This is a genomic window from Microbacterium sp. Y356, from assembly GCF_059445355.1.
Map to the genome: position 1 here is coordinate 1208487 of NZ_JCAIUE010000001.1, position 23496 is coordinate 1231982.

Consider the following 23496-nt stretch of genomic DNA (forward strand, 5'->3'; position numbering starts at 1 on the left):
GGATCTCTTGAGATCCACGGCGGGGCATTTTTAGGTCTCAGCCGGCTGCGAGTCGCTGCGTTCGGTCTGCGCGTATTGCGTTCGGCGCCGCAGCGTTAGCGGTGCCGCAGCGTTAGCGGTGCCGCAGCGTTAGCGGTGCCGCAGCGTCATTGCGTTCGGCGCCGCAGCGTCAGCGGCGCCAACACGAGGAAGCCGACCGCGAACGCCGCCACGATCAGCAACGGGCCCCCGACGTCCCATCCCGCATCCCCTGCAGCGACCGCCTGAATCGCGTCGATCGCATGACTGAGCGGCAACCAGTCCGAGATCGCATACAGCACGTCGGGCATCTGATCCCGCGGCATGAACAGCCCGCCGAGGATGATCTGAGGAAACACCAGCAACGGCATGAACTGCACTGCCTGGAACTCCGTCTGCGCGAAAGCGCTGGCCAGTAGTCCCAGGGCTGTGCCGAGCACGGCATCCACCACCGCCACCGAACCCAGCTGCCAGAGCGGGCCGTCGACCCCTAAGCCGCAGACGTAGACGGCGAAGGCAACCGTGATCACTGCCTGCACGATAGCCATCAGCCCGAACGCGAGGGCGTAGCCGAGGATGAAGTCGGCTTTGCCGAGGGGCGTGGTCATCAACCGCTCGAGGGTTCCTGACCGTCGCTCACGCAGCGTCGTGATCGAGGTGATCAGGAACATCACGATGAACGGGAATAGCGCCAGGATCGCTCCGCCGAACTGGTCGAAGACTCCTTCCTGATCGGCGAACAGCCAGGCGAACAGCCCCACCAGCAGGCTCGGGGCGATGAGCATCAGCGCGATCGAGCGCGGATCGTGGCGCAGTTGGCTGAGCACGCGACCAGCGGTGGCGAGAGTGCGGCGGAAGTTCATCGCTCCCCCTCCCGCCGCGAGCGACGCGTCTCAGGATGCGCTGAAATGCTGCTGTGCTCGTCCGCTGTGTCGCGTTCACTCTCTGTGTCGCGTTCGCCTGTGGTGTCGCGTTCGCTCGGGGTGTCGCGTTCGCGCGTGGTGTCGCGCTCGATCAACACAAGGAAGGCTGCCTCGGCATCCATCTCACCCGTCGCCTCGAGGAGGCCCTGCGGAGTCGTGTCGGCGATGATTCGCCCCTCGCGCATGAGTAGCAGCCGGTCGCAACGCAGGGCCTCATCCATGACGTGGCTCGACACGAGCATCGTGGTGCCAGCATCGGCGATGCGACGAAATAATGCCCAGAGTTCGGCGCGCAGCACCGGGTCAAGGCCCACCGTCGGCTCGTCGAGAACGACCAGTTCAGGAGAACCAAGCAGCGCAACTGCCAATGACACCCGGTTCAGTTGGCCGCCGCTGAGAGCAGCGACGGACTGTTGCGCGTGGTCGTTGAGGCCCACCTCGGCGATCACTCGATCAACATCAGTGCGCGGAGCGCCGAGCACGGATGCAAAATACCGCAGATTCTCGCGCACGCTGAGGTCGGTGTACACAGCCGCGCCCTGCGTGCCGTAAGAGACTCGACGACGGAGGCCAGGAGATCCAGCGGCCTCGCCGAGCACAGTCACTGATCCGCCTTGCGTGCGCTGCACGCCGACGATCGTGCGCATCAGAGTCGTCTTGCCGCACCCGGACGGACCGAGAAGCCCGATCACCTCGCCCTTCGGGATGCGCAGCGACAGTCCATCGAACACGCCGCGCTTCCCACGGCGGACGCGCAGATCTTCGATCACCACGGCGTCGTGATCTCTCGCGCGCGCATTAATCGTCATGTGATGAATTATCGACCTGCCGCGGCCTCGGGGCCAGCCCTATTGTTCTGCACAGGTTTGGCGTTTTGTGGAGTTATCCACCGTTCGTGAATAGCTTCTGATCTGGGCTTTATCCGACGGATGAATGTCTGTGGCCTGCGGTTGAATGGAGGTATGACATCGCTTGTGCAGGAGTTGGAGAGCATCGATCGGCAGTTGGCCGATGCGATGTCTGCTTCTGCGGCACGTGGCGGGGTACGGTTCGCGGACGACGGTGAACTGTTGGGCATCATTCAGGCTCTCGGCAGTATTCAACGGCGGGTGGACGGTGCGATCGTTGAAGCGACAGACCGGGTGGTCGAGCGGGACCAGTGCGAACGCGACGCGAGGTTGACGACACAACTCGGATGCCGGGACGCCGCCGAACTCCTCCGACGCACACTGTTGGTGGATGGGCACGCGGCCCGGCGATATGTCTCGGCGGTGGCGGCGGTGCACCGGGATCTGGACATCACCTCGGGCGAGCTTTTGCCAGGGGTGTTCCCGGAGTTGTCGGCCGCGCTGGCCGATGGGGTGATGTCGTTGAGTGGGTTTCTGGCCTGCACGACACCGTTGCTGAAGGCCAGGCGTCTCGGGGCGGCGGATCGGTTGGCGGCGGATGCCGTACTCGCACGCTTCGCGCGTGGGCTGGCGTTGGATGGCGACAGCACCGACACCTGCGAGACGGCACCACCGCCCACAACGGATGAGCTGGCCGGGTTGACCGCGCACATCATCGACCGGCTCGACCCGGACGGTGCGGAGCCGAAAGATCGGGCAGGCAAGCGCCGCCGGTTCTTCACGATCGGGCGGCTCCGGGACGGATCCGTGCCTGTGCGTGGTGAGCTCCTCCCGGAAGTCGCGGCGCAGTTGCAGAAACTCTTCGACAGTCTGATGAACCCCAAAGTCGATGACGAGGCCAGTGCGGGAGGCGCGGTGCGATTCCGGTCCTCTGACGACGACGGCGACGGTGATGGTGCTGACGACGGGGGTTCCGGCCACGGGGGTTCCGGCCGCGGGGGTTCCGACGACGACCGTGTAGGCGACGACCATGCAGGCGCCCCTGCCGCTGACGACCGGGGTTCCGACGACGACGGGGGCGACCGGGGCGACGCCGGCGACGACAGTGTCGACGGCGACGGCGACGGTGCCGCTGATGACCGTGATCGCTTCGCCGCCAAGTACAGCACGGCACCCGGCACCGCGCCCGCCAGTGAGAGTGATGGTCTCTCCGGCCGTGCCGACGGTCTCCCGGACCACAAAGCCGCCTCGCCCGCGTCGGGGACGGCTGATCTTCGCACGCATGCGCAGAAACGGCACGACGCGTTCGCGAGCATCATCATGGTCGCTGCCGCATCCGATGGCATGCCCACCCTCGGTGGTGCCGCACCAACCCTCGTCGTCTCAGTGCGTGCCGACAACTACATCCACCGCACCGGCCGCGCGACGGTAGAGGGCGCCGGATACGACGTGCCCCTCGGCGCCGCCGACCACGCCGCATGCGCAGGCGGCATCGAACGCGTACTGTTCGATGAACACGGTGCGATCGTGGGAATCAGCACCACCGCGCGGATCTTCAACGCCCGCCAACGCCGGGCGATCGTGCTCCGAGACCGACAATGCCTCATCCCCGGGTGTGACATCCGTGCAGAATGGTGCGAAATCCATCACGTGACCGAACACGCCCTGGGTGGGCCCACTCACACCAGCAACGGGGTACCCCTATGTTGGCACCACCACCGCACCCTCGACGAGAACATCTGGCTCATCCGCATGCGCAACGGCATGCCCGAAATCCGAGGCCCGAACTGGTGGGACCCCTACGCCCGCTGGCGATCACCACACCATAACTACACCGCCGTCGACGAAGCCCTCGGTGCCGAGAAAGACCGAGCCTGGGCGACATGGTGAATGCAGCATCTCGATGCGCTCGGATGTCGACGACCTCAGCACTCGCGTCGTCGCACCGCCCTGACCCCACGCGATGCCCCGACGTCGCTACTGCGACCAGACGGCCACCGCCTCGTTTTGATCCCTAAGCGCGCAGCGAGACTGACCTGCACGCGCCACGCACCCCGCACCCCGCACCCCGCACGCACCCACCCACGCACCCACGCACCCACGCCGCGAAACTGACCTGCACGCGCACGCGCCTCGAACGCTGAGAGACTGGAGGGGTGACCAGCGCCCCGTTCGACCCGTCGAGGATCGGTCGCGGGCTCGCGTTCGCCTCCGCCGTCGATGATCTGCGCGCCGCACTCGACCGGAGCGCATCCGTAGCCATCAGCGCGCCACCAGGTACGGGCAAGACCACGCTCGTCCCGCCGATCGTTGCCGATCGTGTCCCTGGCCGAGTCATAGTGACTCAGCCAAGACGGGTCGCCGCCCGCGCCGCCGCTCGACGGCTCGCGCAATTGGACGGATCGCCCCTTGGCTCCCGCGTCGGGTTCACCGTACGCGGCGAGCGCCACGTGGAACCCTCCGCCCGAATTGAGTTCGTGACCGCCGGAGTGCTGCTGCGCCGTCTGCTCGATGACCCAGGACTCGAAGGAATCGGCGCAGTCATCATCGACGAGGTGCACGAGCGCGCTTTGGAGACGGATCTGCTGATCGGACTGCTCGGCGAGGTTCGGGAACTACGCGAAGACCTCGTCCTCGTCGCGATGTCTGCGACTCTTGACGCCGATCGGTTCGCGACGGTCCTCGGTACGGATGCGTCGCCTGCCCCAATCGTGAATCAGACGGTTCCCGCGCATCCACTCGACGTGCGCTGGGCGCCGAGCCCCACCCCGCGACTGGACGAGCGCGGGGTGACCTGGGCCTTCCTCGACCACGTCGCGAGCACGGCGGTTGCCGCGCACCGCGATCTGGTGCGCAGCAACCCGACCGCCGACGCCCTCGTCTTTGCGCCCGGAGCGCGCGAGGTATCCGAGATCGCCAGACGCATCCGAAGTCTCGCCGCGGAGTTCGACGTCCGCGAACTGCACGGCCAAATCCCCGCCGCCGAGCAGGATGCCGTGATCAGCGGGAGAACCCCCGATCAGCCAGCCCGAATCATCGTCACGACGTCACTCGCCGAATCCTCGCTGACCGTCCCCGGCGTTCGCCTCGTCGTCGATACGTGCCTGTCTCGTGCACCGCAACGCGATGCGGCGCGAGGGATGAGTGGTCTTGTCACTGGGCCTGTATCCCGCGCATCCGCTATCCAGCGCGCCGGGCGCGCCACCCGACAGGGACCGGGCATCGTGGTCCGATGCGTCGACGAGCGGACGTACGCCGCGGCACCCGCGCGCCCCGCCCCCGAGATCCAAGCGACGGATCTCACCGATGCTGCCCTGCTCCTCGCCTGCTGGGGTGCACCAGGCGGCGCAGGGCTCCGGCTGGTTGATCCGCTTCCCGCCGACAGCCTGCGTGACGCCCTCGCCGTGCTGCACGGACTCGGCGCGATCTCCACTGATGGACGGGCCACCGCAGAGGGCCGGCAGCTCGCCCGCATTCCGACTGATCCGCGTCTTGCCCGCGCGCTTCGCGACGGGAGTGTGCTGGTCGGCGGGCGCATGGCGGCCGAGGTCGTCGCGCTGATCGGCGGTGAGCTCCGTATCGCTGACGGAGATGTCACGGCCACACTCATCGCGCTAAGAAACGGACGAAGCCCCGACACCCGCCGCTGGGAGCAGGAAGTCCGGCGCCTCGAACGCTTCACTTCCACCGACAGCAAGATCAGCAGGAACAGTAAGACCGGCGCAGAGCGCGGGGGCGCCGATCAGGTCGGACTTCTGATCGCACTCGCCTTCCCCGAGCGGATCGCCCGCCGCGTCGACCACTCGGCGCACGGTGCCACCTTCCTCCTCGCGTCCGGAACCCGTGCGGGGATCGCAGGTCCGCTCGCAGGTGTCGAGTGGCTGGCGGTGGCCGATGTCACGCGCGCTCAGGGTCGAGCTGCCGCAGGAACCGGAGCGATCATCCGCTCCGCTGCCGCCATCTCGGAGAGCCAGGCAGAGCAGGCAGCGGCCCATCTGATCACCGACCGGATCGAAGCGCAGTTCGTGAATGGTCGCGTCCAGGCGCGTCGCGAGCGCCGGCTCGGCGCGATCGTCCGCTCGTCCGTCCCCGTGCGCGTTCAGGCGGGTGAAGGCGGCCGAGATGCCGCTCGCCGTGCCGTCGAGGAACAAGGCCTCGGGGTGTTCACGTGGTCAGAGGCCGCAGATAGCCTGCGGCGGCGCCTCGCTCTGCTGCATCGCGAGCTCGGGTCCCCCTGGCCGGATGTCTCCGATGCTGCACTCCTCGGCACCCTCGATTCCTGGCTCGGCCCTGAGCTCTCGAACCTCGCCACCGGCATCCCCGCCGCGCGCATCGACCTGACCTCGGCGCTCCGGCGCGTGCTTCCCTGGCCTGCCGCAGCCGACTTCGACGCACTGGTTCCCGAACGCCTCGAGGTACCCAGCGGATCACGCGTCCGTCTTACCTACCCACCTGTCGATGACCCAACGGCAAGGCCTGTCGTGGCGGTGAAACTGCAGGAGTGCTTCGGTTGGGCAGAAACGCCGCGTCTCGTCAGGGGCCGCGTGCCGGTGCTGTTCCATCTGCTCTCTCCCGGCGGACATCCCCTTGCTGTGACCGACGACCTGGCATCGTTCTGGGCCGGCCCATACTCGCAGGTGCGCGCCGAGATGCGTGGCCGCTACCCAAAGCATCCATGGCCCGAGGATCCCTGGTCCACGGCGCCCACCCGGCACACCACGCGACGCGCTGCGCAGCAATGAGCGGCGCAGATACCCCACCACGGCGCAACATCTAATCGAGCAGATGACGGAGATAGCGCTCCGGAGACTCCAGGTACGACCGCCAGTGGTTCACTATCTCGAGATCGTGCCAGTCGACAGGGCGGATGCCCCAGTCGCCGACCTCCAGTATCCGCGCGCCGGGAAGAGCAGCGAGGACCGGTGAGTGAGTCGCGCACAGTACTTGGCCGCCATCGTCGACGATTCGTCGAAGCACGGCGATCAGGGACAGCGTCGATCCGAACGACAGGGCCGCCTCTGGCTCGTCAAGGCAGTAGAACCCTGGCTCATCGAATCGACTCTCCAAGAGCGCGAGGAACGATTCGCCGTGGCTCATCTCGTGAAAGGCGACGTCCGGCGACGTCATCGAGGGATTCTCCTCCAGATATGTGTAGAACGAGTGCATCGTCTCGGCGCGCAAAAAGAAGCCCCATCTGCTGGCGCCGACGCCGCGCTGGAGGCGGAGCCAGTCCGACAGCGGCGATTCGGTCGAACGAGTACTGTGCTGCGCCTGGCGGGATCCGCCCTCGGGCGAAAGACCGTAGGCAAGCGCCACTCCCTCCACAATGGTGGATTTCCCGCTTCCGTTCTCGCCGACGAGGAACGTGATGCCAGGATCGAGGTCGATCCCGTCTCGCAGCACCTGGGCAACAGCCGGAATGTTCGTCGGCCAGCGACCGCCGGGCGTCGGCGCATCCTCAGTCGGTATGACAGCGACCACCGGCTGCTGACGTCGGCGACGACTATTGGGGTCCCAGAACGAATCCATCCCGCTCAGCACTCGATGACGTTGACCGCGAGACCGCCCTCGCTGGTCTCCTTGTACTTCGTAGACATGTCGAGTCCGGTCTGCCGCATCGTCTCGACGACGGCATCCAGCGAGACATAGTGATGTCCGTCGCCGCGCAGGGCAAGGCGCGAAGCGGTCACTGCAGTGGATGCCGCAATAGCGTTGCGTTCGATGCAGGGAATTTGCACGAGCCCGCCGATCGGGTCGCAGGTGAGACCCAGGTGGTGCTCCATCGCGATCTCCGCGGCATTCTCGATCTGCCGGTTGGTGCCGCCCATCACCGCGGTCAGCCCGGCTGCGGCCATCGCGCACGCAGCACCGACCTCGGCCTGGCATCCGCCTTCCGCACCAGAAATCGACGCGTTTGCCTTGAAAAGCGCTCCGAGTGCGGTGGCGGTGAGCAAGAATCGACGGATGCCACGGCGACGGTTCGCCTCGGCGACCACCTCGCCATCGGCATCCTGTATGTCCGCTATCTCGCCACCGAACCCGAGCAGCGCACTGCCGACGAGCTCGCCGTACGGCGTGACGGCATTGCCCGCCCCGAGTCCTGAGTCAGCGAGGAATCGCCACCAGTACATCGCGACAGCGGGAAGGATGCCTGCAGCACCGTTGGTCGGCGCGGTGACGACTCGTCCCCCAGCAGCGTTCTCCTCATTGACGGCGAGCGCAAAGGCACCTAGCCACTCGCCAGGGATCTCCCGCGCACCGTCGGCTTCAGCAGATTCCAACTGCTCGCGAATCGCGCCGGCGCGACGCTTGACCTTGAGGATGCCCGGCAGCACGCCATCCGCGTGCAGACCGGCGTCGACACACGACGCCATCGCATCCCAGATCGCATCGAGACCGGCCGCGACTTCGTCTTCAGAGCGAAGTGCCATCTCGTTGCGGCGAGCGATTTCGGCAATCGAGAGTCCATGCTCGTCACACAGCTCCAGCAGCGATGCGGCGTCGGGGTACGCGAAAGGGAACCCGTGCGCGGCGATCTGAACGTCCTCGCCCTCCCGTCGAATGAATCCCCCACCGATCGAGTAGTAGGTCTCCTCTGCGAGCGCAGCGCCATCGCCAGAAAGGGCCGTGAGCGTCATCGCGTTCGGATGCCCCGGCAACCGTGTGCGCGGCGCGAACTGGATGTCGTCCTTCGCGAACGCGACCTCGTGAATGCCGTCGACGAGCAGCACTGCTCCATCGGGGAAGTTCGTCCAGGCGGCACGCACTTCGCCGGGTTCACACGTCTCGGGAGCGAGTCCGCGCAGACCTGCCACGACAGCATCCGGTGTGCCGTGTCCGATACCCGTCGCTCCGAGCGAACCATAAAGCGTGCACGTCACTCGTGCCACATCGGCAAGTGCGCCGCTGGCGCTCAGCCGTCGGGCGAAGTCCCGTGCTGCGCGCATCGGCCCCACGGTATGGGAGCTGGAAGGCCCCACCCCGATGGAGAAGAAGTCGAATGCCGAGACGTACGCTGTCACGCCTCCCAGGCTACGCCGTGAGAACGTCGCGCAGTTCAGCGGAGGCACACGTCTCGCCGAGTATCGCGTGCACATAGTCAGGTACCTTTACTACTGTCGTCGTTCAACCAGACCGACGACATCTGTAGACCTCGTCAGACCAGAACGACGAGAGAATCGGGAGCGATATGAACGACGAGCAGCGGATTGATCTAGGGCTGTCGTTGTTAATCCCGTATCGATACACCGAGAACCGAATCTTCCGGGCCGTTCAAGATGCTGGATTTAACGACTGGACACTCACCCAGTGTCGAGTGTTCCAACGCATCGCCCCGGAAGGCTCGCGCCTCACAGACCTTGCTGACCAGGCGCAGATGAGCAAGCAGAGCGCGAGCGTGCTGGTTGATCAGCTGGAACGTTTGGCCTATGTTCGGCGGGTCCCTGACCCGAAGGATGGCCGCACCCGGTTGATCGTGCTCGAGGAACGCGGCCTGCGGGCGGTCGAGGTCGCCACGGCAACACTCGACGAGATCCTCTCGGAGTGGGAGTCCTATCTGGGCACACGTAACTTCACGTTGCTGCAACAGATCTTGGATCAACTCCGCGACATCACTGATCCGTATGCGAGTAGCCCTGTCCGACTCGCACCGCGCCGTCCAGAGCCCCGCTCTCCCGAAACGCAGTGACAAGCGACCGACCGCGAGCCCCGGCTTCGCCTTGACATTAGTCAACTTTCATGACTATTATCGTCAATGTTGTTGACGAGTTTTCGGTGATGGATGAGTGATTGCGATGATGCGGGCCCAAACTAGCCGCTCATCAGAACGCCCATTCATCCATCAACTGAAGGCGAAATATCATGAAGTTCCTTGTCCTTGGAGCAACCGGCCGCACCGGCGTCCCCTTTGTCAAAAAAGCGCTCGATCAGGGCCACCAGGTCACCGCCCTCGTTCGGAGGGCCGACGCCAAAATTGACCCGCGCGCTCACATCGTCAGCGGTGATGTCACCGACGCCGCTGTGATCGCGGCGGCAGCCCGAGGCCACGACGCGGTGATCAGTACGCTCGGGGCCAACAACGTTCGCGAAACCCCGACACTGATCACAGACACTGTCCGCGCCGTCATCGCGTCCGCCCAGACGTCAGGCGTTGACCGTTTCGTCATCGTGTCCGCATTCGGAGTCGGCGCTTCTCTCGCAAAGGCTTCGTTCCTGGCTGGCCTGATATTCCGCACTGCGCTGCGCAAGAAGTACGCAGACAAGGCTGCCTCGGAAGTGCTCTTGAGTGCCAGCGACCTGAAATGGACACTCGAGTACCCCGGAATGTTGAACGACCGCGACGGCACACGCTATGCCGCGGTCGCGCTTGAGGACGTCACGAAATTGCCGATCCTCCCCTCAACCTCCCGCGCCAACGTCGCCGACTTCCTCCTCCACTCCGCAGTGGAAGACACCTTCATTCGTCAGGTCGTCGTCGTCACCGACGCTAAATAGGTTGCGCTCCGGTGGCACAGAGGCAAGGGCTACGCCGCGGAAGCCAGCCCCCGCCGTTCTGGGCCAGACTGGTGGCGTGACCATCGACGCGCCGCGCTATCGCGATGTCGCGAACCGTCTCGCACAGCGGATCGCCGACGGAGAGTTCCCTGTCGGGTCCATGCTGCCGGGCGAACAGGCCCTGGCTAGCGAACATGGCGTCGCGCGCGGCACCGTGCGCAGCGCCCTGGCTCAGCTCGCCCGGCGCGGCACTGTCTCCTCGCGTCCCGGCGCCGGGTGGATAGTGCAGTCGTCGGCGCACACGCAGGGCCTCGCCGCGTTCGGATCCTTCGCCCAATGGGCAAAGAATCGCGGTCTCACCCCGGGTGGACTGGCCGTCCAGGAGCAGGAGTCGCAAGCGACTGCAGATGAGGCACGGATGCTGCGGATCGCGCAGGGGTCTCTCGTGCTGCGATTCACCCGACTGCGCAGTCTCGACGGGCACGTGGTGATGGTCGAGCGGCCCGTGTATCCGGCGTGGCTCGCTGCCGCGCTACGCGGGCTGCCCGTCGACACGCCCTCCCACGCCGCGGTGCTCGAGGCTGCTGGCCACGGCGAAGTGTTCGGGTCGCACCGGATCGACGCTGTCGCCGCCTCAAGTGAGGATGCACGTCTGCTCGGTGTGCGCCGGTCGAGCCCGCTGCTGCGCGTGCGAAGACAGGCCTTCGCACGCGACGGGCGCCCGCTCGACCTCACCGAAGACCGCTATCTGCCCGACGCCGTGTCCTTCGAGGCCTCGTCAACGTCGGATACCCAGCCCGGAGGATGGACCCGCACCCTCTCCTGACGCAGACGCAGACGCTGACGCAGACGCAGATCCTGATGACGGCAGCTGGACAGCTGTGCACAGCCGTCCCTGCCATTTCGGCGGATACCGGCCGGTTTCGCACCCCGTTGGCGAGGTGTTCATCGAACGTTCGAAGACGGTGCTGAGACTCGAGGCAACGCCACCCCGGCGCCCTCCGAAAGGATCACGATGCCTCCCCTCAAACGCTCCCGCCCGCATCTGCGGCGCGCGATCGTCGTTGCCACGACGATCGGCCTCATCGCCGCTCCCGCCGTCCCCGCAGTCGCCGCCGACAGTTTCGGCCTCACTGTCCCCTCCGCTGTCGACGCTCAGGCCGGATCGACCTTGACAGCCGAAGGTGTCGACCTTCTCGAAGGCGCCCCGGTGGTCCTCTCCTGGACGACCGATGTGCCTCACGCCACGAACTGGATCGGTGTCTACCCGAAGGGCGTCAAGCCCGGCTCCACCGCATCGACTCAGTGGGCGTACACAGCAGCCGAGTCAGGCACGGTGACCTTCTCCGGACTCCACGCCGGCGTCTGGGAAATCTATCTGCTCGCGCAGGATGGATACGGCGTGCTGGATGGCCCCGTATCCGTGACGATCGCCGGTGATCCGGACCGTCCTATGCCGGGAGACGCGAACGCCGCCGTCGAGATCGATCCGATCGTCACGGACAACGACACCGACGAGGTCATCGCACGTGAGGCCTTCGGCACTGACGGGGCCGACCAGTGGAGCGTGAGCTTCGATGAGGCCATGACCGACCAGGGCACGGACGACTACCGCGGCTGGCAGTTCACCAGTCGCGACGAATGGACCGACGAGGTCGACGAGATGCGCAAGCGCTTCGGCCGTGCGCACGACACGATCGTTGTGGCCGACGCGCAGCAGTTCGGGGACCTGCCGTTCAACACGACCCTCACCGGCGCTCCCATCTCTGTCGAGGGCCTGGGTGCGGTGCGCCTCACCTTCGACAGCCACTATCGCGGCGCTGCGGGACAGTCCGGCACCGTCGGGGTGAGCTTCGACGGCGGGGAATCGACCGAGATCCTGCGGCTCGACTCGGCGTCCGTCGCCGACGGCTACGACGCGCGTCAGCTGAACTACGCACAGGATGTCACTGTGGATGTTCCGGCTGGAGCCGAGAATGCCGTCTTCACCTGGAACCTGTCCGGCGGCGCCGACGCTCGATACTGGGCGATCGACTCTGTCGCCGTGCACGAGTCGCTTGCCGCTCCGACCGGCGACCCCACCAGCGCCTGGGTGATGAGTGATATCCAGGGCCACCCGCAGGATCTGCAGCACGCTCTCGGCGACTATGCAGCGCTCCTGCCAGGGGCCGACGGCATGCTGATGGTCGGCGACATCGTGAACAGCGGTTCAGACGCGGACTGGGACGAAATCTACGATGTGATGGATGCCACGGCCGACATCCGCCCACGTCAGACCGTCGCGTCGATGGGCAACCACGAGCGCTACGCCGATGGTGGTTTTGGTGCGAACACCAACCGATTCCTCACCTTCGCGGAGCGCGACCGAGTGTGGGACGAGTATGTGATCGAAGGGCCTTCCGGTGACCTGCCCGTGATCGTTCTTGGCCAGGAGTTCGCCAGCCCCACGGACGTCGCCATGAGTGATGCTCAGGTGGAGTTCCTCGAGGAGCGTCTCGCGCACTGGACCGCGCTCGACAAGCAGGTCGTCGTGATGACGCACTTCCCGCTCGGCGACACGGTCTCCGCGTCGTGGATCCCCTGGTACCACGGTCACCACCAGATGAATGATCGGCTCACCAGCATCCTCGGCAACTACCCGAACGCCATCGTGTTCTCGGGGCACACGCACTACCCCGCCGAGCTCGGCGACTGGGCCGTGCAGCGCCGTACCGCAGATGGGCACGCCGACGGGTTCTGGGCCGTGAACACCATCGCGATGCACGTGGAATGGGATGCACGCGGAGAGAACACCGCCGGCATCGACGAGATCGTGACGCGCGACATCAACCAGGGACTCACGCTCGAAGCCTATGGCGACCGGGTCGTGGTGAAGGCTTATGACTTCGCGGGCGACACGTGGCTGCGCGAGGCTGTGATCCCCAACCCGCTCGTCGCGAGCGCGACCGTGGAAGGCATCGTGGCTGGCACTCCGAAGATCGTCTCCACGCACCACCTCGGCATCAAGCCGGGTGCGAAGCTCACGGTCGAAGAGGGCGACTGGACCGATGGCACAGAGTTCTCCTACCAGTGGCTGGCCGACGGCGAGCCGATCGACGGCGCCACGACCGAGCGGTTCCACCTGGTCGGCAAGTGGAAGGGCCAGGACATCACGGTCCAGGTAACCGGCACGGTTCAGGGACTCGCTCCGGCGACCAACGAATCCGAGCCGATCCGCATCGACTGACATTCCCACCGTGCCCCGCCCTTCCCGAGGGCGGGGCACTGCCGTACCACCACAGGAGTTCGAATGCTTTACCCCCGTACACACGCCCGTCGCCTGCCCGCCGCAGTCCTGTGGGACATGGACGGCACCATCGTCGACACCGAAGGCCACTGGATCACCGCGGCCGAGCGGATGCTGGCGGCGGAGGACATCGTCGCACCTCAGCGTTCGCTCGACGGGCTGATCGGACTCGCGCTGCCCGATGGCGCGCGTGTAATCCGCGAACTCGGAGCGTCGGGGTCACCTGAGTCAATCGTCGAGCGCTGGCTCGATCTGGCGTTGGAGTGCACCCGCGCCGAGGGAATCGAATGGCGTCCAGGCGCGCGGAGCCTTCTGAGTGATCTCAAAGCTGCCAATGTGCGGCTCGCGCTGGTCACGATGTCATACCGCCGCTACGCGGAAGAGATCCTCAGCGCCCTCCCCTCCGGGTTGTTCGACACGATCGTCACCGGTGACGATGTGTCGCGGGGCAAGCCGTTCCCTGACGCTTATCTTCGCGCCGCCGAGCTGCTGGGGGTCGATCCCGCGGATTGCATCGCGATCGAAGACTCTCCGGTCGGCCTTGCCGCCGCGCGTGCCGCCGGTGTGGTGACGGTCGGCGTGCCGCATCATTTGCCGCTCGCCGATGACAGCGCCGACGTGCTCTGGCCGACGCTGAGAGGGCGCGGCGCGCAGGATCTCCGCCTGCCTCTGCGCCCTGCAGCGGGCAGCGGGGACGACAAAACCCCCGCCGCTTTCGCGACGGGGGTTTCACATTATGTGCGCCCGAAGGGACTCGAACCCCTAACCTTCTGATCCGTAGTCAGATGCTCTATCCATTGAGCTACGGGCGCATTTTTTCGGCCTGTTCCAGTGGAACGGGCCTCACAAAGAATACATGACGGAGGGCCCGAACGCGAAACCGGGCGTCAACCCGTCGCTTCGCGCTTGCGCTTTGCACGCTGTTCCGACGACAGCGCCTGCAGATCTACGAGGCGAAGCGCCTGCATCCGCGCCTCGCGCATGACCTCGTACTCGGGATCTTGGTCTGGACGCATGCCCTCAACGTGCAGTCGACGATCGAGATTGCCTCGCACTTCACCCCAGGCGGCCTCCCGCGCATCCTCCACGAGCGCGCCCAACTTCTCGGGGTCTTCCGACATCGCCCTCAGCCGAGCGGCGACGCCGGCCGACTGCTTGGCGCGGCGGCGGAGGTTGCGCACATCACGGTCACGGTAGTCGTGAGTACCCGACGGATCGGAGTGCCGGCCCCGCGCACGCCGTCGCAGTGTGGTCACCATCTCGGCTGCCTGCTCGGCTTCCGTCGCCATCGCATTCAGCGCTTCGCGCGCGACTTCGAGGTACTGGGCGGCGTCGAACACTCCGCCCTTGGCGATCGTGCCGACGAGGATCTGGTTCTTCACCGCTAGTCGGGCCGCGGCCGTGGCAATGGCGACGCCCTCGGCGATAGCATCCGCAGTTCGTCCCACCACAACCTCCTTTCAAATCGTACCGTTACCCACCGACCTCAGTGTCAGCCAGAATAGAAGACAACAGGTTCTCCCCGCCTGCAACGACGCGAACGGCGCATATCTGATGCGCCAGGAGGAGGATTGGATGCCACAGCTCACCCTGGCCGGACACACCACCGTGATCACCGGCGCCGCCAGCGGCATGGGCGCGGAGATCGCACGCCAGCTTTCCCATGCTGGCGCACATCTCGCTCTGCTCGACCACAACGCCGCGGCTCTGGCCTCCTTGGCCTCCGAGCTGCCAGGCACAGTCACGACTCATATCGTCGACCTACGTGATGACGACGCCGTGTCCGAGTCCGCCACAGCCATCATCGCCGCGCATCCGCAGATCAACGCCCTCATCACATGTGCCGGCTCCTCGATGCTCGGCAGCCTCGAGCAGCTCACCATGGAGGAGATGCGCTGGCTCGTCGACGTGAACCTGTGGGGCACGGTCTCGATCACGAAAGCGCTACTGCCTGCGCTGCACGCGGCGCCCGCAGCACACATCACCCACCTCGCCAGCGTCTACGCGCTCGCGGCCCCCGCCGGACGCATCCCCTATGCGATGAGCAAATTCGCCGTGCGCGGCTTCTCCGAAGCTCTGCGGCACGAGTTGGAGGGCAGCACGGTGAGCGTCGGTGCGGTATATCCGGCCGGCGTGCGCACTGGCATCATCCTGCATGGCCGCTACGCCGCGGCCATCGATCCCGCCGTCGCCGCGCGCGCAGCGTCAGCCCAGGCATCGATGTACCACACCGAACCGGCAGATGCTGCGGCACACATCATCCGGTCCATCGAGCGACGCAAAGCCCGCACAATGGTCGGGCGTGAAGCGCGCCTCATCGACGTGCTGGTGCGGCTGTCACCGACCGGCTACTGGCGTGCAATGCGCGGGGCGCTGCGGCAGGCGACTGATACGACGACGCCGGTGAGCTAACAGCCGTCAGCGCACCGAGCCCACCCAGATCGCCGAGGCCCAGACCTGCTGATCGCCGTCGCATCCCACCGATCCCGGGTAACCGCGCACGAGCGCCATGCAGTTCGCGAGGAACTCAGGATCCCCGCCGAACAGCGAGTGATAGGCCGATGAGGAGTTCAGCGATCCCCACACCTGAAACTGGTAGATGTGGCCGAGCTCGTGCGCCATGGCCCAGTTGAGGCGAGAATCGCTCCAACCGGCCACGTCCGCGCGGTACTTGATGTAGCCGTCACTGTTCGCGCACGCGGGCGCGGATCCTCCTGCGCACGATGCTGACTCGTAGAGGCCGACTCCGCCGCCCCCGACGCGATCAAGCGCGGCACGCACCCTGGCGTATCCGTCCGGTCCACTACTCGACCACAGCGGCCCCGCGGCGACTGGAACGTTTCGTTGAGCCGCCTCCCACGTGCCGAGTTCGTCGTTCACCTTTGCAGTGAGCGCGTGGATCGTCGCCGCCGCATTCGTCACGACTGCGGGATCGTCACGCTCGGCGAGCACCGCGTCTTGTGTAGCGATCGCCGCCGCGCGATGCGAAGCCGTGTCGAGCTTTCCCTCGGCCTTCTCCAGCACACCACTAAGCGCTGCGATTTCAGCGACGAAGTCAGGCCGCACTGCCAGCACCGCTTCCAGATCAGCTTTCTCGTCCTCGTTATACGCGATGAGTGACTCGATGTAACCGCCTCGAGCGGTTGTTGTGCCGATCTGCGCCTGCAGGCCCCCGGCCTGAGCGATGAGGTCTGCCCTCTGATTGTCTAGTGCCTGAGCCTTGGCGGTCACGGCCCCTCCGCCGATCAGCATGAGGCTCATGATGATCGCAACTGCCCGCCGAAACGTCACTTCAGGAACCCATCAGAATCGGCCAGCTGCGCCTGCTGCTCAGCAATTGCCGAACGCAGGGTTGTCAGCGTCTCGGCATGCGTCAGGTTCAGCTCGCGCGCGCTTTCCAGCCTCTGCTCCAACACGACGACGCTCTGTCTGGTCTGTTCCAGTGTCGCTTCACGTTCCTGATCGGCGAGTACGACAATTACGGCCCCGCTCAGAAGCAGAAGGCCGCCCAGCGTCAGTGCGACAATTCGCATGCATATTCCCAGTGATCGGAGTCCCCCTCCGCGCTCACAAATCTAGCCGTTCGACGATGCAGTCAGTGACGCCGCTTTTGCGAAGCGCTGTTCAGCGTCCCTTCGCCCCGCAGCCAAATGCCGAGACACCAACAGCTTCACCAGTTCGACGTCACGCGACGCGATCGCCTCAAACAGCCCCCGGTGTTCCGCCGCCATTGCCACCAGATCATGGTGCGCACCGAATACCCACTTCAGTCGTGTGGCGAAGACCTCGACCAGCTCAGTGAGCATGTCATTTCCTGCCAGCACTGCCATGTACTCGTGGAATGCACCGGCGACGGCGCGAGACTCGCACACATCGCCTGCGTTTGCTGCGCGCTCCTCCCGCTCCAACAGCTGCCTCAAGCCCGCGAGGCCCTGCTCGTCGTGCCGCTCTGTCGCGTATACGAACAGCAGTGTCTCGATGGACTCGCGCACCTCGGCGAAGTCCTGGATGTCGTTAAACGTGAACTCGCGCACGACAGCCCAGGTGCGAGGGCGGGCGATGACGATCCCTTCAGCTCCGAGCGCGCGGATCGCCTCGCGCACCGGCAGTCGGGAGACATTGAGTTCGGCGGCGATATCGCGTTCAACGAGCTTCGATCCGGGCATCCTTCTGCCCAATACGATGTCTTCCCGCAAAATGCGCGTCACGCGCGCCGATTCAAGCTCCCCAGATGTTTCCCCCATGCGACGCATTCTCGCATTCATCTGCGGTTTTGACCAGGTTTGGTATCCCATTCACTCTGGTCCTCACCGACTGGGGGAAAACTCACACCGTGGTCAGTCTCCCGGCAGGCAGGATGCCGACCGCAACGGGCTTGCCCCGAGTGTTCGACCACTGGCTCCAGGAACCCGGATACACGCGCGCACGAATTCCCGCATACTCCAGCGCAAACGCCGCGTGCGTCGCTGCGATCCCCGAACTGCAGTACACGGCGACGTCGGTGTCGGCATTCACACCGGCGCTGGCGAAAATACGACGCAGCGCATCCGGATGCTGCAGACGGCCATCGCTTCCGACTGTCGCCATTGCGGGCAGATTCACCGCGCCGGGGATGTGGCCCGCAATGGGGGTACTCGCCGTACGCGTGCCGTTGTACTGTTCAGGGCTGCGTACATCCAGCAGCACCCCGTGCTCGATGAAGGCATCGATCTCATCGATCTCCAGCACGTCCGACGTGGGGTCCTGACTGAGCGAGACATTGCCGACAGCGGGGCGAACGTCACCGGCCTCGACCGGGAGCCCCTCGCCCACCCACGCACGGATGCCACCATCGAGCACTCTGGCGTCGACCCCAGAACGCCGCAGCAGCCACCACAGTCGGGCTGCCGGCACACTCCGGTTGTCGTCATATCCGACCACGATGTCGCCGTCGTCGAGACCCCAGTCGCGGGCTGCGCGCTCAAGGTCAGACTGCTCTGGCAGTGGATGCCGCCCATCTTCAGGCTGCCCTCGATGCGCGAGCTCGCGCTCCAAATCCACGTACGCCGCGCCGGGGAGGTGCGCCCGCACGTACTCTGGCCTGCCCTCCGGCCGATCGAGTCGCCAGCGCACATCGAGCAGCCGCACGGCGGGGCCGGTGCGATGCTCTGCGGAGCGTTGCAGATGCAGGAGCTGCGCCACGCTGACGAGTTGAGTCATTCCATCAGCATCCGCGTCAGGCGTTCAGCCGTCACTGGGCGATGACACGCACGTTAACGAAGCGTCATGCTGGGACATGAGAGTCCCGCATACTTCGCCTCAGTTCAGCTTGCGCAGCGCGTCTTCAGCGGCAACCCAGGCGAGCATCGCGCACTTCACCCTGGCGACGTAACGTGAAACGCTGCCGAGGGCCGCCGCATCGCCGAGCAACTCCTCATCGGGCTCGATCTTGCCCCGCGAGCGCAGCGCCTCGCGGAACGCATTGATGCGCGTTTCGATCTCTGGCACCGTCATGCCTTCGACGAGTTCTGCGAACAGCGAAGCCGACGCCTGCGAGATCGCACAGCCGTGGCCTTCCCAGGCGACGGCCTCGATCGTGCCGTCTGCTGCCGGATGCACCTGCAGGGTGATCTCGTCGCCACAGGTGGGGTTGAGTTGATGCGACTGCGCCTTCACCTCCTCGCGGAGGCCGAAACCGTGCGGGGTGCGGGAGTGATCGAGGATCAACTCCTGGTACAGGTTCTGCAGTTCGCTGGAAGTCATGAGCGCACTCCGAAGAATTCGATGGTCGCGGCGACGCCCTCAATGACGGCGTCGACCTCGGCCTCGGTCGAGTAGAGGTAGGTGCTGGCGCGGGTCGACGAGGTCACGCCGAGACGGCGGTGCAGCGGTTGCGCGCAGTGATGCCCGACCCGCACGGCGATCCCGCGGTCGTCGAGGAACTGTCCGACATCGTGCGAGTGGATGCCGGGGATGTCGAAGCTCGCCAGCCCCACCCGCGGCAGATCGATGCCCGCGCCGAGCACGCGCACCCCATCGATCGCGGAGAGCCCGTCGACGAGGCGCTGACCGAGATGCTCTTCGTGGGCGGCGATCCGCGGCATCCCGACGGCTGTGAGGTAGTCGATCGCCGCGGCGAGCGCGATCGCCTGCGATACCCGTTGGGTGCCAGCCTCGAACCGCTGTGGCGGCGGCAGGTACTGAGCCTCGGTTGTCGTGACGGTGGTGATCATCGAGCCGCCGGTGAGGAACGGCGGCATCACTTCGAGCAGTTCACGACGTCCGTACAGGGCGCCGATGCCGGTGGGACCGAGCATCTTGTGTCCTGAAAGGACGGCGAAGTCGACGTCGAGCGCGCGGACGTCGAGCGGTAGGTGCGGCGCGGACTGACAGGCGTCGAGCAGCACGAGGGCGCCGACCTCGTGGGCTGCGGCGATGATCTGTTCAACCGGGTTGATCACACCGAGCACGTTGGAGACGTGGGTGACGGCGACGAGCCTGGTGCGCTCGTTGATCGGGGCTTCGTCGAGACGAAGTGCCCCGTCGTCATCGATCGGGATCACGCGCAGCGTCGCGCCGGTGCGCGCCGCGAGTTCTTGCCACGGGATGAGGTTGGCGTGGTGCTCCATCTCGGTGGTAACGATCTCGTCGCCGGGACCCAGCCGAAGCCTCTCGGCTGCCACACCCCCACGGCCGAGGGATGCGTTAGAAAGCGAGTACGCGACGAGATTGATCGCCTCGGTGGCGTTGGAGGTCCATACGATCTCGTCGTCGTCTGCGCCGATGAAGCGCGCGAGCGTGCTGCGGGCGTCTTCGAACGCCTCGGTCGCCTCGGCGGCGAGGGTATGCGCGCCGCGGTGCACCGCGGAGTTCAGTGTGGTGGCGAATTCACGTTCCGCATCGAGGACGGCCAACGGGCGCTGCGAGGTCGCGCCGGAGTCGAGATAGACAAGCGGATGCCCGTTCACCTCGGTCTGCAGGATCGGGAAGTCTCCGCGGATGCCAAGAATTTCAGCATCCGTCAGAGGAAGGTCTGCAGGGGTGGTCGAGCTCATCCTTCAAGTTTCTCATCTGGCCGCTCCCCCCGGGCCAGGTCAGTCGCTCAGGCGGGTGCGTCGTCGGGGTTGAGGGTCTTCAGCATGTCCTCTTCGACCGCATTGTCAGCGTCGAGCTGTTCCTCGGTCGTCGCGTCACCACCCAGCGGCGCAGACTCCTGTTTCGACCTCGCAGATTTTTCGGGGCGAATTTCCTCAGGGGGCTCGGGTCGGCGTTCGTCCATATTCGGGACGCTACGCCGGATCCGGCTGATGCGCCATAGGTTTGTGCGAGGTCACGCCGCGGGAATGGTCCGCTCGTTCTTGACCAGCGCCCCGGCCGTGATGAACGCGAGCGCCGCGACGAAGTGCGCGACCGTCCACACCCAACCGCTGAACCCGAACGGAAAGATCGGATTCCAGATCACCGCGACGGCGACGAACACGATGCTCCACCACCACTGCCCTGCCTTGAACGCGAACCACGCGACGATGACCGCGAGGATCGCGACGAGGTAGAGGATCACCGTCGCGACGGTTCCCTCGGGGAACAGGGGCGAGAGGAAAAGTGCGATCGCCGCGAGCAGGCCGGGTGCGAGGGCGTTGCGCTGCGTCTGCGGGGCGGAGGAAGTCATGTCTTCCATCTTCCCGCACTTCCAGTTTACCGGCGAGGTGGGGGCTTGTGGCAAGGCCCCCTAGTGGGCGCATACTGGTCGATCGTGCGGTCTGAGTAGCCCGGCCGCACGATCGAACGGAGCACCGTGATTCAGCACACCACCAGCGCTTTCCACCTCTCAGAGCAGCTCGTCGGCAAGGCCGCACCCACCTTGATCGCCGCAGACGACGAGCACTTCACTGCGATCGCAGAGACCCTCCGCCGCAGCCTTGCCGAGGCATCCGCTCGTCTTGACCGCGCGCTCACTACACCCCCTGGGGTCGGCGGCGCTGCCGTCGAGCGCGACCTCGAGATCCATCGGCTGAACGCCCGACTCACAATGTTGCGTCGGTACGGCATCGACATGTGCCTCGGCCGCATGGTCACAGGCCGCGGTGAGCATATTTATATCGGCAGGCTCGGACTCACCGGTGAAGACGGGCGTCAGCTGCTCGTCGACTGGCGCGCGCCGGCGGCTGAACCCTTTTTCGGCGCGACACACGCCGAGCCGATGGGGCTGATCAGCCGTCGTCGCTACCGCTGGGCGAGCGGACGCATCAGCGACTACTGGGACGAGGCATTCACTGCCGAGGCGCTGGCGGATGGCGGCGCGCTCGATGATCAGTCGAGCTTCATCGCCAGCCTCGGAAGCTCCCGCTCCCCTCGCATGCGAGATGTGCTGGCGACGATTCAAGCCGATCAGGATGCGATCATTCGCGCAGGGTCCGAAGGAACACTGGTCGTGGACGGCGGGCCAGGAACGGGAAAGACGGTCGTCGCGCTGCACCGTGCCGCGTACCTGCTGTACTCCGACAGCCGCATCTCACGCGGCAGCGGTGGCGGAGTGCTGGTCGTCGGCCCTCACCAGCCCTACCTCGCCTACGTCGACGACGTGTTGCCGAGTCTCGGCGAAGACCGCGTGCAGACCTGCACGCTGCGCGACCTCGTGCCTGAAGGATCGGCTGCTCCCCGGGAAGCCGATCCGACCGTCGCCCGGTTGAAGGCATCCGGGCGGCTCATCGATGCGGTGGAGTCGGCCGTGCGTCTCTACGAGCGCCCACCCGAGCGAGGCACGGTGGTCGAGACGCCATGGATCGACCTGCGCGTGCGAGCGGGCGACTGGGAGGAGGCGTTCGATGCCGAGCCCGGCGCTGCGCACAACGACGCCCGCGACGAGGTGTGGAACGCGTTGCTGGAGATCGTGCTCGACCGCTTCGAGGAGCAGATCTCTCGTGCGCAGCTGCGTCGAGTGCTCGATCAGGACGAAGCGCTCACCCAGACCTTCAACCGTGCATGGCCGCTGCTCGACCCGCTCGGGCTCGTCTCGGCGCTCTGGAGCAATCCAGAATTCCTGCGCAGGTGCGCACCATGGTTGACCGAGAACGAAGTGCGGATGCTGCAGCGCGAGGATGCCGGAGCGTGGACGGCATCCGACCTGCCCCTTCTTGATGCGGCCAGGCACCTGGTGGGCGACCCGAACACCTCACGCTCCCGCCGCGAGCGCGAGCGGGCGAAGGCTGAGGAGCGGGAGTACCGGGCGAGCGTCGCCGACTATCTCGTGGAGGCGTCCGACGACGATATGGGGCTCATGTCGATGCTGCGCGGAGAGGACGTGCAGAACAGTCTCGATGATGACGATGCGTTGCCGAGGATGAGTCGCGACCTGCTCGCGGGCCCATTCGCGCACATCATCGTCGACGAAGCGCAGGAGCTGACCGATGCCGAATGGCGGATGCTGTTGAGTCGCTGTCCTTCGCGTAGCTTCACGATCGTCGGCGATCGCGCCCAAGCAAGACATGGGTTCACCGAGTCATGGCAGCAGCGGCTCGAGCACGCGGGGCTCAAGGACGTGCACATCGCCGCGCTCACCGTGAACTACCGCACGCCGGAGGAGATCATGTCCGAAGCCGAACCGGTGATTCGCGCAGTCCTACCCGATGCGAACGTACCGACTTCGGTGCGTACGAGCGGCATCCCGGTGCGGTACGCGCATCCGCGTGAACGCGACGCGATCATCGAATCGTGGCTCGCCGCGAACGCCGATGGCACCGCCTGCGTCATCGGGGATTCGAGCTTCGCGGGGAAGGATCGTGTGCGGTCACTGACGCCGGAGCTGTCGAAGGGGCTGGAATTCGACCTGGTCGTGCTCGTCGAACCCGAGGCGTTCGGCGATGGCATCGAGGGCGCAGTGGACCTCTACGTGGCGATGACCCGCTCGACGCGCGAGCTGGTGATGCTGAACTGAATTAGTTCGCCGCAG

22 protein-coding genes and 1 tRNA gene are annotated in these 23496 nt (G+C 65.8%); 9 read left to right on the plus strand and 14 right to left on the minus strand.

What is annotated here, in order from left to right:
- Positions 1-146: 146 nt before the first annotated feature.
- Both AC1C2Q_RS05820 and AC1C2Q_RS05825 read right to left on the minus strand, forming a co-directional pair.
- On the minus strand, positions 147-881 hold the full coding sequence (locus tag AC1C2Q_RS05820; RefSeq protein ID WP_495449342.1) for an ABC transporter permease: 735 nt from the start codon (positions 879-881) through the stop codon (positions 147-149).
- Positions 878-1750, minus strand: coding sequence for an ABC transporter ATP-binding protein (locus tag AC1C2Q_RS05825; protein ID WP_495449343.1), 873 nt, complete (start codon positions 1748-1750; stop codon positions 878-880). Before AC1C2Q_RS05825 ends, AC1C2Q_RS05820 begins: the two co-directional genes overlap by 4 nt.
- Positions 1751-1903: 153 nt before the next feature.
- Here AC1C2Q_RS05825 and AC1C2Q_RS05830 point away from each other — a divergent pair, with 153 nt between their 5' ends.
- The gene (locus tag AC1C2Q_RS05830) at positions 1904-3679 is read left to right on the plus strand and encodes an HNH endonuclease signature motif containing protein (RefSeq protein ID WP_495449344.1); all 1776 of its coding nucleotides are present in this window, start codon (positions 1904-1906) and stop codon (positions 3677-3679) included.
- A 266-nt stretch (positions 3680-3945) separates the two neighbouring features.
- On the plus strand, positions 3946-6531 hold the full coding sequence (gene hrpB / locus AC1C2Q_RS05835; protein WP_495449345.1) for an ATP-dependent helicase HrpB: 2586 nt from the start codon (positions 3946-3948) through the stop codon (positions 6529-6531).
- Between the two features lie 31 nt (positions 6532-6562).
- Here hrpB and AC1C2Q_RS05840 read toward each other — a convergent pair whose 3' ends face one another.
- A complete protein-coding gene (locus tag AC1C2Q_RS05840; protein ID WP_495430119.1) occupies positions 6563-7318 on the minus strand; it encodes an AAA family ATPase in 756 nt (251 codons plus the stop codon).
- 5 nt (positions 7319-7323) lie between these two features.
- Positions 7324-8811 carry an L-serine ammonia-lyase, iron-sulfur-dependent, subunit alpha gene (locus tag AC1C2Q_RS05845; protein ID WP_495449346.1) on the minus strand — a complete coding sequence of 496 codons (1488 nt, stop codon included), beginning with the start codon at positions 8809-8811 and terminating at the stop codon, positions 7324-7326.
- A gap of 167 nt (positions 8812-8978) precedes the next feature.
- Between AC1C2Q_RS05845 and AC1C2Q_RS05850 the strand changes: the two genes are divergently transcribed.
- From AC1C2Q_RS05850 to AC1C2Q_RS05870, 5 genes are all read left to right on the plus strand, one after another.
- The gene (locus tag AC1C2Q_RS05850) at positions 8979-9476 is read left to right on the plus strand and encodes a MarR family winged helix-turn-helix transcriptional regulator (RefSeq protein WP_495449347.1); all 498 of its coding nucleotides are present in this window, start codon (positions 8979-8981) and stop codon (positions 9474-9476) included.
- Between the two features lie 173 nt (positions 9477-9649).
- Positions 9650-10282 (plus strand): NAD(P)-dependent oxidoreductase, encoded by a 633-nt coding sequence (locus AC1C2Q_RS05855; protein ID WP_495449348.1) that lies wholly within the window; start codon positions 9650-9652, stop codon positions 10280-10282.
- 76 nt (positions 10283-10358) lie between these two features.
- Positions 10359-11108: a GntR family transcriptional regulator gene (locus AC1C2Q_RS05860; RefSeq protein WP_495430121.1), complete on the plus strand. Its 750-nt coding sequence runs from the start codon at positions 10359-10361 to the stop codon at positions 11106-11108.
- A 189-nt stretch (positions 11109-11297) separates the two neighbouring features.
- A complete protein-coding gene (locus tag AC1C2Q_RS05865; protein ID WP_495449349.1) occupies positions 11298-13508 on the plus strand; it encodes a DUF4073 domain-containing protein in 2211 nt (736 codons plus the stop codon).
- Positions 13509-13571: 63 nt separating this feature from the next.
- Complete coding sequence (locus AC1C2Q_RS05870; RefSeq protein ID WP_495449350.1) at positions 13572-14342, plus strand: HAD family hydrolase; 771 nt, start codon at positions 13572-13574, stop codon at positions 14340-14342.
- Here the strand turns inward: AC1C2Q_RS05870 and AC1C2Q_RS05875 are convergent.
- Positions 14308-14380: transfer RNA gene (locus tag AC1C2Q_RS05875), tRNA-Arg, on the minus strand. The two genes, AC1C2Q_RS05870 and AC1C2Q_RS05875, sit on opposite strands and share 35 nt — an antisense overlap.
- A gap of 75 nt (positions 14381-14455) precedes the next feature.
- On the minus strand, positions 14456-15016 hold the full coding sequence (locus tag AC1C2Q_RS05880) for an asparagine synthase (RefSeq protein WP_495430144.1): 561 nt from the start codon (positions 15014-15016) through the stop codon (positions 14456-14458).
- Positions 15017-15143: 127 nt separating this feature from the next.
- On the opposite strand from AC1C2Q_RS05880, the gene AC1C2Q_RS05885 reads away from it, so the two are divergent.
- Positions 15144-15980: an SDR family NAD(P)-dependent oxidoreductase gene (locus tag AC1C2Q_RS05885; protein ID WP_495449351.1), complete on the plus strand. Its 837-nt coding sequence runs from the start codon at positions 15144-15146 to the stop codon at positions 15978-15980.
- A 6-nt stretch (positions 15981-15986) separates the two neighbouring features.
- Here AC1C2Q_RS05885 and AC1C2Q_RS05890 read toward each other — a convergent pair whose 3' ends face one another.
- The 8 genes from AC1C2Q_RS05890 to AC1C2Q_RS05925 form a co-directional block, all read right to left on the minus strand.
- Complete coding sequence (locus AC1C2Q_RS05890) at positions 15987-16859, minus strand: hypothetical protein (protein WP_495449352.1); 873 nt, start codon at positions 16857-16859, stop codon at positions 15987-15989.
- A complete protein-coding gene (locus tag AC1C2Q_RS05895; RefSeq protein ID WP_495430147.1) occupies positions 16856-17101 on the minus strand; it encodes a hypothetical protein in 246 nt (81 codons plus the stop codon). The genes AC1C2Q_RS05890 and AC1C2Q_RS05895 overlap by 4 nt, the downstream gene beginning before the upstream one ends.
- A 42-nt stretch (positions 17102-17143) precedes the next feature.
- Positions 17144-17812 (minus strand): GntR family transcriptional regulator, encoded by a 669-nt coding sequence (locus AC1C2Q_RS05900; protein WP_495449353.1) that lies wholly within the window; start codon positions 17810-17812, stop codon positions 17144-17146.
- A gap of 82 nt (positions 17813-17894) precedes the next feature.
- Entirely contained in the window at positions 17895-18767 is an 873-nt protein-coding gene (locus AC1C2Q_RS05905; protein WP_495449354.1) for a sulfurtransferase, read from the minus strand.
- 99 nt (positions 18768-18866) lie between these two features.
- Positions 18867-19310: a Fe-S cluster assembly sulfur transfer protein SufU gene (gene sufU / locus AC1C2Q_RS05910; RefSeq protein WP_495430150.1), complete on the minus strand. Its 444-nt coding sequence runs from the start codon at positions 19308-19310 to the stop codon at positions 18867-18869.
- A complete protein-coding gene (locus AC1C2Q_RS05915; RefSeq protein ID WP_495449355.1) occupies positions 19307-20602 on the minus strand; it encodes a cysteine desulfurase in 1296 nt (431 codons plus the stop codon). Before AC1C2Q_RS05915 ends, sufU begins: the two co-directional genes overlap by 4 nt.
- Before the next feature lie 47 nt (positions 20603-20649).
- Positions 20650-20826, minus strand: coding sequence for a hypothetical protein (locus tag AC1C2Q_RS05920; protein WP_495449356.1), 177 nt, complete (start codon positions 20824-20826; stop codon positions 20650-20652).
- Positions 20827-20877: 51 nt separating this feature from the next.
- Positions 20878-21216 carry a DUF6804 family protein gene (locus AC1C2Q_RS05925; protein WP_495449357.1) on the minus strand — a complete coding sequence of 113 codons (339 nt, stop codon included), beginning with the start codon at positions 21214-21216 and terminating at the stop codon, positions 20878-20880.
- A 126-nt stretch (positions 21217-21342) separates the two neighbouring features.
- On the opposite strand from AC1C2Q_RS05925, the gene helR reads away from it, so the two are divergent.
- Positions 21343-23481, plus strand: coding sequence for an RNA polymerase recycling motor ATPase HelR (gene helR / locus AC1C2Q_RS05930; RefSeq protein ID WP_495449358.1), 2139 nt, complete (start codon positions 21343-21345; stop codon positions 23479-23481).
- Positions 23482-23496 lie beyond the last annotated feature (15 nt).

Coding starts and splice junctions, on each gene's coding strand:
- AC1C2Q_RS05925 (WP_495449357.1), bottom strand. CDS start 21,216: ATGACTTCCTCCGCCCCGCAGACGCAGCGCAACGCCCTCGCACCCGGC.
- AC1C2Q_RS05850 (WP_495449347.1), top strand. CDS start 8,979: ATGAACGACGAGCAGCGGATTGATCTAGGGCTGTCGTTGTTAATCCCG.
- AC1C2Q_RS05865 (WP_495449349.1), top strand. CDS start 11,298: ATGCCTCCCCTCAAACGCTCCCGCCCGCATCTGCGGCGCGCGATCGTC.
- AC1C2Q_RS05915 (WP_495449355.1), bottom strand. CDS start 20,602: ATGAGCTCGACCACCCCTGCAGACCTTCCTCTGACGGATGCTGAAATT.
- AC1C2Q_RS05840 (WP_495430119.1), bottom strand. CDS start 7,318: ATGGATTCGTTCTGGGACCCCAATAGTCGTCGCCGACGTCAGCAGCCG.
- AC1C2Q_RS05900 (WP_495449353.1), bottom strand. CDS start 17,812: ATGGGGGAAACATCTGGGGAGCTTGAATCGGCGCGCGTGACGCGCATT.
- AC1C2Q_RS05885 (WP_495449351.1), top strand. CDS start 15,144: ATGCCACAGCTCACCCTGGCCGGACACACCACCGTGATCACCGGCGCC.
- AC1C2Q_RS05855 (WP_495449348.1), top strand. CDS start 9,650: ATGAAGTTCCTTGTCCTTGGAGCAACCGGCCGCACCGGCGTCCCCTTT.
- AC1C2Q_RS05905 (WP_495449354.1), bottom strand. CDS start 18,767: ATGACTCAACTCGTCAGCGTGGCGCAGCTCCTGCATCTGCAACGCTCC.
- AC1C2Q_RS05820 (WP_495449342.1), bottom strand. CDS start 881: ATGAACTTCCGCCGCACTCTCGCCACCGCTGGTCGCGTGCTCAGCCAA.
- AC1C2Q_RS05920 (WP_495449356.1), bottom strand. CDS start 20,826: ATGGACGAACGCCGACCCGAGCCCCCTGAGGAAATTCGCCCCGAAAAA.
- sufU (WP_495430150.1), bottom strand. CDS start 19,310: ATGACTTCCAGCGAACTGCAGAACCTGTACCAGGAGTTGATCCTCGAT.
- AC1C2Q_RS05895 (WP_495430147.1), bottom strand. CDS start 17,101: ATGCGAATTGTCGCACTGACGCTGGGCGGCCTTCTGCTTCTGAGCGGG.
- AC1C2Q_RS05870 (WP_495449350.1), top strand. CDS start 13,572: ATGCTTTACCCCCGTACACACGCCCGTCGCCTGCCCGCCGCAGTCCTG.
- AC1C2Q_RS05830 (WP_495449344.1), top strand. CDS start 1,904: ATGACATCGCTTGTGCAGGAGTTGGAGAGCATCGATCGGCAGTTGGCC.
- AC1C2Q_RS05825 (WP_495449343.1), bottom strand. CDS start 1,750: ATGACGATTAATGCGCGCGCGAGAGATCACGACGCCGTGGTGATCGAA.